Origin of the sequence: Vreelandella arcis (assembly GCF_900103865.1) — a bacterium.
GTDB lineage: Bacteria > Pseudomonadota > Gammaproteobacteria > Pseudomonadales > Halomonadaceae > Vreelandella > Vreelandella arcis.
On sequence record NZ_FNII01000005.1, the window covers coordinates 235,425 to 247,308 of the forward strand.

General features: G+C 57.8%; 13 protein-coding genes. 2 read left to right on the plus strand and 11 right to left on the minus strand.

The window, feature by feature from the left end; translation table 11 throughout:
* Positions 1 to 41 precede the first annotated feature (41 nt).
* From ftsX to ftsY, 3 genes are read right to left on the minus strand one after another with little or no spacing between them, the layout of a single operon-like run.
* Positions 42 to 1,073 carry a permease-like cell division protein FtsX gene (ftsX, locus tag BLR97_RS07900; protein WP_089704559.1) on the minus strand — a complete coding sequence of 344 codons (1,032 nt, stop codon included), beginning with the start codon at positions 1,071 to 1,073 and terminating at the stop codon, positions 42 to 44.
* Complete coding sequence (gene ftsE, locus BLR97_RS07905) at positions 1,070 to 1,738, minus strand: cell division ATP-binding protein FtsE (protein WP_089704562.1); 669 nt, start codon at positions 1,736 to 1,738, stop codon at positions 1,070 to 1,072. Before ftsE ends, ftsX begins: the two co-directional genes overlap by 4 nt.
* Positions 1,735 to 3,006, minus strand: a complete 1,272-nt coding sequence (gene ftsY / locus BLR97_RS07910; RefSeq protein WP_089704565.1) for a signal recognition particle-docking protein FtsY — start codon at positions 3,004 to 3,006, stop codon at positions 1,735 to 1,737. Before ftsY ends, ftsE begins: the two co-directional genes overlap by 4 nt.
* Before the next feature lie 91 nt (positions 3,007 to 3,097).
* Here ftsY and rsmD point away from each other — a divergent pair, with 91 nt between their 5' ends.
* Positions 3,098 to 3,706, plus strand: coding sequence for a 16S rRNA (guanine(966)-N(2))-methyltransferase RsmD (rsmD, locus tag BLR97_RS07915; protein ID WP_089704568.1), 609 nt, complete (start codon positions 3,098 to 3,100; stop codon positions 3,704 to 3,706).
* Between the two features lie 104 nt (positions 3,707 to 3,810).
* Entirely contained in the window at positions 3,811 to 3,999 is a 189-nt protein-coding gene (gene zapB / locus BLR97_RS07920; RefSeq protein WP_089704571.1) for a cell division protein ZapB, read from the plus strand.
* On the opposite strand, the gene rimI is transcribed toward zapB, so the two are convergent.
* The 8 genes from rimI to BLR97_RS07960 all read right to left on the minus strand — a co-directional run bounded on the left by rimI (position 3,996) and on the right by BLR97_RS07960 (position 11,836).
* Positions 3,996 to 4,439 (minus strand): ribosomal protein S18-alanine N-acetyltransferase, encoded by a 444-nt coding sequence (gene rimI / locus BLR97_RS07925; RefSeq protein WP_089704574.1) that lies wholly within the window; start codon positions 4,437 to 4,439, stop codon positions 3,996 to 3,998. The two genes, zapB and rimI, sit on opposite strands and share 4 nt — an antisense overlap.
* Positions 4,429 to 5,265, minus strand: coding sequence for a hypothetical protein (locus BLR97_RS07930; RefSeq protein WP_089704577.1), 837 nt, complete (start codon positions 5,263 to 5,265; stop codon positions 4,429 to 4,431). Before BLR97_RS07930 ends, rimI begins: the two co-directional genes overlap by 11 nt.
* A complete protein-coding gene (locus BLR97_RS07935) occupies positions 5,262 to 5,570 on the minus strand; it encodes a BolA family protein (protein ID WP_089704580.1) in 309 nt (102 codons plus the stop codon). The genes BLR97_RS07930 and BLR97_RS07935 overlap by 4 nt, the downstream gene beginning before the upstream one ends.
* 41 nt (positions 5,571 to 5,611) lie before the next feature.
* Positions 5,612 to 7,015: an MFS transporter gene (locus BLR97_RS07940; RefSeq protein ID WP_089704584.1), complete on the minus strand. Its 1,404-nt coding sequence runs from the start codon at positions 7,013 to 7,015 to the stop codon at positions 5,612 to 5,614.
* 137 nt (positions 7,016 to 7,152) lie between these two features.
* Positions 7,153 to 7,539 (minus strand): hypothetical protein, encoded by a 387-nt coding sequence (locus BLR97_RS07945; RefSeq protein WP_089704588.1) that lies wholly within the window; start codon positions 7,537 to 7,539, stop codon positions 7,153 to 7,155.
* A 92-nt stretch (positions 7,540 to 7,631) separates the two neighbouring features.
* A complete protein-coding gene (lysS, locus tag BLR97_RS07950; protein WP_089704591.1) occupies positions 7,632 to 9,143 on the minus strand; it encodes a lysine--tRNA ligase in 1,512 nt (503 codons plus the stop codon).
* Between the two features lie 34 nt (positions 9,144 to 9,177).
* Positions 9,178 to 10,276 (minus strand): peptide chain release factor 2 gene (gene prfB / locus BLR97_RS07955; RefSeq protein ID WP_139172907.1). Its coding sequence is split into 2 segments (ribosomal slippage): positions 9,178 to 10,200 and positions 10,202 to 10,276, totalling 1,098 coding nucleotides; the frame shifts between segments, so codons are not numbered across the junction.
* Between the two features lie 231 nt (positions 10,277 to 10,507).
* On the minus strand, positions 10,508 to 11,836 hold the full coding sequence (locus BLR97_RS07960) for an OmpP1/FadL family transporter (RefSeq protein WP_089704597.1): 1,329 nt from the start codon (positions 11,834 to 11,836) through the stop codon (positions 10,508 to 10,510).
* Positions 11,837 to 11,884: the final 48 nt, after the last annotated feature.

Here is an 11,884-nt window from a genome sequence, read left to right on the forward strand (position 1 = left end):
CAAGGTTCCCTCACCGCTACCTAATTGGCGACGCGGGAGGTTTAACGCGGGCGGATGCTGGCAAGATGCCGAGAGACGGCAAGCCATGCCCCTAACCAGCCAAGTAGTGTACTGCAAGATAGCAAAATTGTGGAGCCTGTCACGTCCAATTGAGGTAGCGAAAAACTCGCCCCGTAACTCGCCGCCAAGGCTGCGACCGGTAGCGACAACCAGTGATTGCCCAGGGATAGCAGCCCAAGCGCCAAAAGCCCCCCACCAAAGCCGTACCAGGCACCGCTGTATAAGAAGGGACGCCTGACAAACGCATGGGTAGCGCCGATCAACATCACCACTTCGATTTCACGGCGGCGACTCTCCACCGACAGTCGGATGGTATTGCCCACCACCAGTAGCACCCCAAGGCCAAATAAAACACCCAGGGCCAGCGCCACTCGCGTTCCCAGCTCGGCCAGGTGGCGCAGTCGCTCGACCCAGGCCAGGTCGACCCGCACTTCATCAACCCCCGAGAGAGCTGCCAAGCGATCGGCGAGCGTCTGCATGAGATCGGGATCAACGCCACTAGGACGTACAACAATGCTGCTCGGCAGCGGGTTGCCTTCAAGCCCGGAGAGGGCATCGTCAACGCCCAGCGACTGTTGAAAATCGGCCATACCCTGCTCGGCGCTAATAAACCGAGTGCGTTGCACATCGTCATCAGCGCGTACCGCTTGTTCGATGCGTTCCGCCTCCTCTGCCCCAACGTCCATTTCAAGGTACACCGTTAACGTGGCGCTTTCGTCCAGCTCTGCATCCAGCAACCTGGCACTGTCCAGCGTTAGCCACAATGCCGCGGGCAGTACCAGCGCAATGGCAATGGCTAGCATGGTCAGTAAATTGCCCAGCGGGTAGCGAATCAGCCGCTGGAGGCTGTCGAGCCACATCGCACGGTGGTGCCGTCCCCATGCACGCAGACGGCTTACAAGGCGTGGCTGCTGGGCCCGCGCACGTGGAGCGGGGCGCTGAGAGCTTCGTGGGGCGGCTCTGCTACGCGACCGAGGGGCGGCGCCTTTCGGCTTATCGATGGGTCGTTTCATGCGGCCCCCTCATCGGCCACTAAGCGCCCGTCGCTCAGGCGTAACATTCGATGCTGCAATCGCGCAATTAATGCCAAATCGTGGCTGGCGATCATGACGGTCGTGCCGATACGATTAAAATCTTCAAACAGCGCCATAATGTCGGCCGATAGTTGAGGATCAAGGTTCCCTGTGGGCTCGTCGGCAAGCAACAGCGCCGGCTTATTGACCACGGCACGCGCGATGCCCACACGCTGCTGCTCGCCGCCGGAAAGCTCAATGGGTAACGCTTTTTCGCGGTGCAGCAGGCCGACTTTATCCAGGGCAGCGCGGACGCGACGAGCAGACTCCCGGGGTTCGATGCCCTGAATATCCAACGGCAGCGATACGTTGTGAAACACGCTACGATCAAACAACAGTTGGTGATCCTGAAAGACGACCCCAATCTGGCGGCGATAAAACGGCACTTGGCTGGCATGCAACTGGGCAATATCGTGCCCTGCCACGACCACTCGCCCACGGCTCGGCTTTTCCAAGCGCATAATCAAACGCAATAGCGAGCTTTTCCCGGCGCCTGAATGCCCGGTGAGAAACACCATTTCGCCTCTCGCAACGCGAAAGTTAAGGTGCGAAAGCGCTTCAAAGCGCCCTCCGTAGCGCTTACCCACATGCTCAAAGGCGATCATGGGTTGGCATCGTCTCCCTGGCGGTCAAACAGTGCGTTTACGAAGTCCTTCGACTCGAAGGGGCGAAGGTCATCTAACCCCTCGCCCACGCCGATATAGCGGATCGGTGTGTTGAGCTGCTTCGCCAGGGCAAAAATAATCCCGCCTTTCGCGGTGCCATCCAGCTTGGTGAGCGTGATACCGCTGACCGGCACCGCCTCGTTAAACGTGGTGGCCTGGGAGACGGCGTTTTGCCCCGTGCCAGCATCCAGCACCAGCATCACTTCATGGGGCGCGGTGTCGTCGACCTTTTTCATCACGCGATGAACCTTTTTCAGCTCTTCCATCAGGTGGCTTTTGTTATGCAAACGTCCGGCGGTATCGGCGATTAACACATCCACCCCACGGGCTTTTGCAGCGGCCACCGCGTCGTAAATCACCGAGGCACTGTCGGCACCGGTGTGCTGGGCAATGACCGGCACGCTATTGCGCTCGCCCCACACTTTAAGCTGCTCTACCGCTGCGGCGCGGAAGGTGTCCCCCGCCGCGAGCATGACGCTTTTGCCTTCGCGCTGGAAACGCTGAGTGAGCTTACCAATCGTGGTGGTTTTACCCACACCGTTAACCCCCACGACCAATATGACGAAGGGGCCTTCGCTATCTTTATCAAAACTAAGCGGCTGGGTGACGGGTTCAAGCATCGCCGCCAGTTCTTCTTGCAAGCCACGATAAAGCGCTTCGGGATCATTCAGCTCTTTGCGGGATACCCGTGCCTCCAGCCGCTCAATAATCTCGCTGGTCGCCTCAATGCCGACATCGGCCATCAGTAGCTGGGTTTCAAGATCTTCGAGCAGTTCGTCATCTATCTGCTTTTTACCCAGAAATAAGTCGGCAATGCCATCGGTTAAATTCGCGCGGGTTTTGCCAAGGCCTGACTTAATACGCGCAAGCCAGCCTTTCTTGTCGCCTTTGTCGGCAACCGGTTTGTCTTGCAGCGCCGGTTTTTCAACGGGCGCGGGCTTAGCTTCTGGCTCTGGCTCTGGCTCTGGCTCTGGCTCTGGCTCTGGCTCTGGCTCTGGCTCTGGCTCTGGCTCTGGCTCTGGCACAGCGTCAGGCGCAGACGGTCGCTCGTCAACATCGGCTTCCTCGCGACGAGCGCTCGGTTGATCTTGTTCTTCCAGGGGGAACCCGTCGGCCTCCTGTTCCTGTGAGGGATCGACCGGCGTCTCGTCTTGCTGCGCTTCCTGCTGGGAATCCTGCTTTTGTTTACGCTTAAAAAAACCAAACATGGATGTCATCCGACTAGTAAAGGTAAAGAATGCGATTATCCTACCACCGCCAACCAAGACTTTGGATAAGTAGCCCGCTACAATCCACGTTATGACACGACAACGTTCCTCTCGCTCATCCGCTACTCGACGGTCGCCTGCCAAATCCATGGGTAAGCTGCGTATTATTGGCGGCGACTTTCGCCGCCGCCAGCTACCGGTTCTCGACAGCCCAGGCTTGCGCCCCACACCCGACCGTGTCCGTGAAACCCTGTTCAACTGGCTCGGCCAGCAGCTTTACGGCAAACGGGTGCTCGACCTTTTTGCCGGCACCGGCGCATTGGGCATTGAAGCGCTATCCCGCGGCGCGACCCAGCTCACCTTTGTCGAGAGCGACGCCCAGGTTGCCCGTCATATTACCCAGAATCTGGAGACCCTCGGCGCCCATCAGGGTCATGTGATCGTCGGTGACGCCCGAACCTTTCTGTCTCAAAGCGCGGCGCGCTACGACATTGTGTTCCTCGACCCACCGTTTCACCAAGGTTGGGTAGCCGACTGTTGCAGCGCCCTGGAAACGGGCGGCTGGCTGGCTGAAGAGGCGATGATTTACGTCGAAACCGAGCGCGATTTGATCCCCGAGGTGCCGACGCGTTGGTCGCTGCATCGCGAGACCCAGGCGGGGGAAAGCACGGCCAGGCTTTATCAACGCCATGCCCCGTAATCAGCGCTTGCGGCATCGCATTACGGGCGTTACGCTCGCTCCATTGTTAATTACCCGTTTGTTTTACAGGCAAGCATGTCGCTTGTTTTTACCTGGAGGTAGGCATGAGCCTAGAGTTATTCAATCAGCTTGAGCAGCGCGTTACCGATACCGTTGAGGCGTTGGAGATGATGAAACTGGAAAACGAAACGCTGCGTGAGGAAAATACCCAGCTGAAGCAGGATCGTGAAGAGTGGGAGCGTCGCCTAAGCGAGCTGCTGAATAAATTTGAAACGGTCGACGATGCATCTTAAACCAGCCGTGACATAAGCAGCGCATCCTCTCGCCCGGCGCCACCCTCTGCCGCCGGGTAGTAACCTCGCCGAACGCCATCTTGTTGAAAACCAGCCCCTGCATAGAGCCGAATCGCCGCCGCGTTCGTTTCACGCACTTCAAGCAGTACACGCTCACTTTGCCACCGCACCGCTATACTTAACACGGCTGTGAGCAATGCGTGCCCGACACCCTCACCCCGCCGCTCAGGCAGCACCCCGATGGCTTGAAGCTCAGCCTCGAAAGGTAATCGCGCCAACAGTGCGTAGCCGGTTAACTCGCGTGCCTGCCAGGCCCCAAGGACACAGGTCGTGTCTGCCGACAGCGCGTCTTTTAGCAGCGTTTGATTAACGCCGCTCAGCGTGCGCGCCTCAAGCGCTACGAGCGCCTTGGCGTCTTTCTCGCCAAGCTCAGCGATCATCCGCACGACCTGAGAGTGGCGTATGCCAGCGCTGCCCTAATGCGTGAAGCTTGGGCCACAGGGCGCGCTTAGCGCTAATGCTATGGGTAAGAGTCGACAAGGCGGGAGCCTGCCATACCGGCAAGGCCAAGGAGCGGCTCTGGTCGTCATGCACGTCAAGCACCTGGGATAACGCTTCGTGATCGCTTCCCGTCGTGTCAGCGCCCCACCACAACAGTTCCTCCAGTTGCCACCCCTGGCGACTGGCCACGCCATTGACAAACGCACTGACGCCTTCCCGCGCTTCCTCTAGCGGGTCGTCCGCCGCGAACGTCATGGCCATGGGCGGCCATTTAAACAAGGTAACGTCCGGCATCGCACCGTCAGAAAGGCCTGCTGCTTGCAACATATTGGCGAGTAACCGCTGCTCAGCGGCAGATAGCTTGCCCGCGTGCAGGCTTAACCAACGCCCACCGATGCATACGCACGACAAATGAAACTCAAGGGGCTGAGCTCGCGTTGGCTGAGGCTCAGCCGCCGGTGTTGGGGATGGCTTAGCAGGTTGGCTCGGGGCGGTAGAGCGTTGCTCCTCCAGCAGTGCGCGCACCGCCGAGGGCGACGCGGGAACGTCACCCTTGGCGGGCTGTACGTCGGTGGGCGGTGTGCGTGGCGCTGGGGCGTCATCTAACAGCGCCTGCAACCGCTCGCGCGGTGGAGTCGACGCAGCGGGCGTGTCGTCCCACTCGCAGGCTTCAGTCGGCCGTGCATTGGGAAGCTGATAGCGGCACGCCCAGGCGGTAATGCCCATCGCCTCAAGGTAATGCCGGCGAATAACCTCTGGGGTCACTGCCCGCCGCCTCGACAATTAGGCGAGTCAGGGCGTTGACCGCCACGCACTTCCCACTCGTGGGGAGTATAAAGATGAAGGGCTAGCGCGTGCACCGGGCCCGACAGCTCATCAGCCAGCAGCGCATAAATCTTCTGGTGGCGCTTGACCGGCATTAAGCCGTCAAAACTATCGCTCACCAGAGTCACTTTAAAATGCGTTTCGGCGTTCTCGGGCACGTTGTGCATGTGGCTTTCATTTTCTACCTGCAGCACGTCGGGCGCGAGCGCCGCTAACTTCTGCTCTATCTGTGTCTGCAGCGTCATGGAAGCTCTCCTTAGATAGTAAACCCTTTCATTGTACGCGCTTACTCGACGCCAGACGATGCCCGCCGCGCAACCAACGCGCGCCGCGCCAGCGACACGCGAGAAAGGCTCGCCACCAGTGCCATCAGCGTCGTCGCAGCCCCTAACCACAGAGTGACTTGTACGGGCGCGCCAAGGGCCAATGCAGCACCGACCAACGCCACCCCAAACGACTGCCCTACCGTGCGGGTGGTGCTCATCACCCCCGAGACGTTTGAGCTGCGCTCGGGCGGCAGGCTACCCATCATTTCGCGGTTGTTGGGCGGCTGGAAGAGCCCAAACCCAATACCGCACAACGCAGTTCGCCAGAGGCTGCCCACCACCCCGGTGGACTCATCCACTAGCGCCAGGGCAATCAACCCAATAATCAGCAACACCAAGCCTGTGCTGGACAGCACACTGGGATTGACCCGGTCGGCAAGCCGCCCGGCCAAAGGCCCCACCAACATGATGGCCAGCGGCCATGGGGTAAACAGCCAAGCCGTTTCGAGCGGCGAAAAGCCCATTTGCTCCTGATAGAAAAACGACAGCGCAACAAACGTCAGCCCCTGGCCAATAAACGCCAGCCCCGAGGCCGACACGGCCAAGGTAAAGCGCTTTTCTGCAAACACGCTCAGCGGTAGCAGCGGATAAGGCGCGCGACGCTGACGATGAACAAACCCCACACAGGCAAGCACCGCTAGCAGCGTCCAGCCACTGCTTTGCCAAACAGGCGCGGCGTGGCTCACGGCGTCCATCGCGATAAAGAAACTGGCCAGCATGACGATGGAAAGCAGTGCCCCTGCCACATCAAAGCTGCCTTGTCGCGGCTGCTCCTGGGGCAACGCCCGCTTGGCGAGCCACAGTGAGCAAACGCCTAGGGGCACGTTCAGTGCGAACAGCCATGGCCAATCGGCAAACGAGAGAATCACGCCGCTTAGCGTAGGGCCTGCAGCGTAGCCACCCGCCACTACCAAGGCGCTTAAGCCCAGCGCGCTGCCTAACAGCCGCGAGGGAAAAATCGCTCGGTACAGCGACGGCCCAATGGACAGCGTCGCCGCGGCGCCTAACCCTTGCAGCGCGCGGAACACCAACAGCGTCTCTAAGTTGCGCGACAGCGCAGCCCCCATCGCGGCGATGACAAACGTTGACAGCCCGAAAAGGTACAGCCGCCGACGGGTCACCAACTCGCTAATACCCGCAAACACCAACAAAAACGCGGCGCACACCACCTGGAATAAGTTGGTGATCCACACCGCTCGGGAGGCAGACACGTTGAGGTCGGCGGCAATCGTCGGCAGGGCAAGATTGATCATGGTGGTATCGACCACCGCCATCAGCGTACCGGTCACCAAGGCCAAGACGGCCAAGGTGCGCTCGGGCCCTGGCAGACCGTCGTCGCCGGGTCGGGTTTCAAACAATCGCATGGTGGTGAGTTCCCAAACAGCACCAGTAAAACAACGAAACCGGCAAAAGCCGGTTTCACAATGCGCTTACGCTAAGACGGCGACACGCTAGTCTTGGTCTGAAAAGTCGGCGAACGCAGCCAGTTTTCAGACAGAGCCTAGTCTTGCTCGTTATCGAGCAGCAAGGCATCGTCGACGTCGGATATTTCAAGGGGGGTATCATCGTCCAGGTCAATGGCGAGGTAGCTGTGTTCAATGCGTATAAACGTCTGAAACAGCGACCAATCGAGTTTCTCTGGCCACTGGCGTTCATCCTCTTCCCAGGCGCGCAGCTCGGTCTCTAGGATTTCCACATAGCGTTCGCGGACAAACGTCTCAAGCGCTTCCGGGGTATCCATTTCAGGGATCAGATACACCGTGCTTTCACGTTCGACATCGTCCAGGGTCAGATCGTCGTCTCCCATGGTGGGTTCAAGCGCATTGATCCAGTCCACAAAGGGCTGGGTCGGCCTGACGCTCAAGGCAGAGCGATTAAGCAGTTTCATGGGATTCTCCTCGCCGTCGAAACGTGGACATTATGGGCGCTATAACGCGCCCTTACCAACTTTTCATCGCTAACCAGCAGTTATCGTAAAGTTTAGTCCGCTTCCGGACGCATCGCCGGAAACAACAGCACATCGCGAATCGAGGGGCTGTCGGTAAACAGCATCACCAAGCGGTCGATACCAATGCCTTCACCCGCCGTTGGCGGCAAGCCGTACTCCAACGCGCGAACGTAATCCGCATCGTAGTACATCGCCTCCAGGTCGCCCGCGTCTTTCTCGGCAGACTGCTCGCGGAAGCGCTCAGCCTGGTCTTCGGCGTCGTTAAGCTCCGAGAAGCCATTGGCAATCTCACGGCCGCCAACAAAGAACTCAAAGCGGTCGGTGACAAAGGGGTTAGCGTCGTTACGCCGCGCCAACGGGCTGACTTCCGCCGGGTATTCGGTGATAAAGGTTGGCTGGTCGAGCTTATGCTCGGCCACCTCTTCAAAGATTTCGGTCTGAAGTTTGCCCAGCCCCCAACTTTCTTTGACCTTGATCCCCCGCTTTTCGGCCACCGCCCGCGCGGCGTCGAGCGAATCCAGATCCGCATCGCTGATGCCGTCGCCGTGATCAAGAATCGCCTGGCGCAAGGTTATGCGGTTAAACGGTTTGCCGAAATCATAGCTCGCACCCTGGTATTCAATGGTGGTGATACCCAGCACTTCCTGAGCCGCCGTGCGCAGCATCGCCTCGGTCATATCCAAGAGGTCGTTGTAATCCGCGTAAGCCCAGTAAAACTCAACCATGGTGAACTCAGGGTTGTGCCGAGTGGATAACCCTTCGTTGCGGAAATTACGATTTATTTCAAAAACTTTCTCGAAACCGCCCACCACCAGACGTTTGAGGTAAAGCTCTGGTGCAATACGCAGATACATGTCGATATCCAGCGCATTGTGGTGGGTGATAAACGGACGCGCCGCTGCACCGCCGGGAATCGGCTGCAGCATCGGCGTTTCCACTTCCATAAAGCCGCGCGCTTCAAAGAAGCGGCGCATGGAGCTGATCACCGCGGCACGGGTCTCGAACACCTTGCGCGACTGCGGGTTCATAATCAGGTCAACGTAGCGCTGACGATAGCGGGCTTCCTGGTCGGTCAAGCCGTGGAACTTATCGGGCAGCGGGCGCAGGCTTTTGGTTAACAGCTGCGCCTCTTTCATCATGACGTACAGATCCCCTTTACCGGATTTATGCACGGGACCATGAGCGGCCACGATATCGCCAATATCCCAGCTTTTGATGTCGTCGAGCACATCGGCGGGCAGGCCTTTTTTATTGACGTAAAGCTGGATCTGGCCCGCGACGTCCTGGATGACGATAAAGGGCCCGCGCTGACGCATAACGCGCCCCGCCACTGACGCGTGGTGATCAAGCGTCTCAAGCTCGGCTTTGTCCTTCTCGCCCAGCAGATTGTGAAGCTCAACGGTTAAGCTGTCGCGGCGAAAATCGTTCGGGAATGCGCTTTTGCCCTGCTCGGCCGCACGTTCTCGACGGGCAGCGAGCTTGGTGCGCCGCTCAGCGATCAGGTGGTTTTCGTTGTCTGCAGAAGACGCGTCTTGGTTAGCCATCGGGCACCTTATTAATGATCAAACCCTGAAAAGATTACAAACCTTGCTTAAGGCTGGCGACGATAAACTGATCTAAATCCCCATCGAGCACTTTTTCGCAGTTGCTGGACTGAACATGGGTACGCAGATCTTTGATGCGCTGATCGTCGAGTACGTATGAGCGAATTTGGCTGCCCCAACCGATGTCGGCTTTGGAGTCTTCCGCCTGCTGCTTAGCCTCATTGCGCCTTTGCATTTCATGCTCCCACAGCTTCGCCTTCAACTGTTTCATGGCGAAGTCGCGGTTGGCGTGCTGGCTACGCTGGCTCTGACACGCCACCACAATGCCACTGGGATCGTGGGTAATGCGCACCGCCGAATCGGTAGTGTTAACGTGCTGACCGCCGGCGCCGCTCGAGCGATAGGTATCCACGCGCAGGTCGGAAGGATTAATTTCCACTTCGAAGCTATCGTCGATTTCCGGTGATAAGAAAACCGACGCAAAAGAGGTATGCCGACGACCGCCGGAATCAAACGGGCTTTTACGCACCAGGCGGTGAACGCCGGTTTCGGTACGTAACCAGCCGAAAGCATAATCCCCCTGGATATGCAGCGACGCCGATTTGATACCCGCCACATCGCCTTCGGAAATTTCAAGAATATCTGTTTTGAAGCCGTGGCTTTCCGCCCAACGCAAATACATGCGCAGCAGAATATTAGCCCAATCCTGAGCTTCGGTACCACCCGACCCCGACTGGATATCCAGATAGGCGTTATTCTCGTCCATCTCGCCAGAAAACATACGCCGAAACTCAAGCTTCTCTAAGACTCGTTGCAGGCTATCAAGCTCTTTGTGAACCTCGTCAACGGTGCCTTCGTCGTCCTCCATTTCAGCAAGCTCTAGCAAATCACGGCTGTCGCCGAGCCCCTGATCGAGATCATCAATGGTGGCTACAATGGCTTCGAGGGACGCACGCTCCTTGCCGAGCTTCTGTGCGTAGTCTGGGTCGCTCCAGACATTGGGGTCTTCAAGCTCGCGGGAAACTTCTTCTAGCCGGTCTTTTTTCTCGGCGTAGTCAAAGATACCCCCTAAGAACGTCTGTCCGCTCAGACAGGTCCTTGATCTGGAGATGAATCGGGTTAGTTTCCAACATGGATTGCCCTGGCCTTAGTCGGTTAAAACACTTCAGTAAACGCGGCTCAAAAGAGACACGCGCCGCTGGGGGATAAGCCTCTAATCAGCGCTTACCACCCCAGCGGCGAAATCCTATGGAACGTATTGTAACGAAAGCCCGCGCTTACCGCATCCATCCCGCCGACTTTGCCTATCGCACAAAAAACCCGGCCTGGGCCGGGTTTGGGTCGTTCTAGCAAACGCTAACGCGTTAGAAGCGATACGTCAGCTGAGCACCGAAGCCGTGGGCTTCGTTTTTGTAGTCGGCAGCGTAGGTTGCGTCAACGTCTGAGGTAAAGGTGCCTAGTGTAGATGTATCGTTTCTGGCTTGGTCGACCCGAGTGCCGCGCTCAGTTAGGTAAGAGTATGCCAAGTCGAGCGTCAGGTTATCGACTGGCGTCCAACCAGCGCCAATGGAGAATATGCGCCGATCATCCGAGGGTATACGCGCACTGCGGAACTGATCGCTGGTCGGGGTCTGGTCGAGCGTGACACCCGCGCGCAGTGCCCACTGTGGATTAAGCTGGTACTCACCGCCGACGGCAAAGGCCCAGGCATTCGAATAGTCCTGCTCTTCTCGCGTAATCTCCGGAATGGAGTCCCCCTCAACCAGTATCTGATCGAAACGACTCCAACGCACCCAAGACACTCCGGCCATCAGCTTGAGGTTATCGGACATCTGCTGAGTGATGGAGAAGTTAATCGTCTCAGGAGTGGTCAGATCGAGATTAGCGCTATCGCTTCTGACCGTATCGCCTTCACTGACGCCAGCGATAGCCAGAGAATTGTCCGTCGCTGTCGCTCTAAAATCACCGGTAAGCGTGTAGCTGACTTTGGAGCGGTAGGTCAGGCCCATCGTTGTTTCGGGGACAGGCTGAAAAATCACACCGAGATTGTAACCCCAGCTCTCATCATCTCCCTCAACCCTTGAATCTAGCTCAGTATCGACACCAAGGGCCGCCACTTGAATTGGCACCTGGCGGCGTAACTCTCCATCCACACGGTTATAAGTAATACCCGCACCGATCGCCCACTGATCATTGAAGCGGTAGGAGACTGTCGGTTGCGCGCTCATCACCGTCAGTTCCGTGTAGTTACCAAGACCGCGTCCAAGGAACCCGTCCTCGTAATCCGTTTTAGAACCAAACGGCGCATAAACCCCGAAGCCAAACGCTAATTGCTCATTCACCGGATGTGCATAGAAAGCATAAGGAACTAACGTCCCTGGAACCATATCGCCTTCACTACTGCCTTCTATAGGAGCTCCATTCCGTGTGGCGCTAGCATTATCGATATCAGTCTTAACGTTTAGATACGTCCCACCTACAGAGATTTGCGCACGATCCAAAAACGACATACCCGCCGGGTTGCCGTACACAATGGTGGCGTCTTCTACGTTGGAACTACGCCCTGCATGACCGTAACCCTGACCGCTGACGCTCTGTTCGTTAATTTGGTAGCCACCGGCGTGAGCTTGGCTGGCGAAGGCGGCGGTGGCAACGGCGACTGCTAAGGCGAGCTTGTTAAATTTATTTTGCATAGAGGGCCTCTCTTCCCAATGATCCGACGGGATGGCATCCATCCGTCA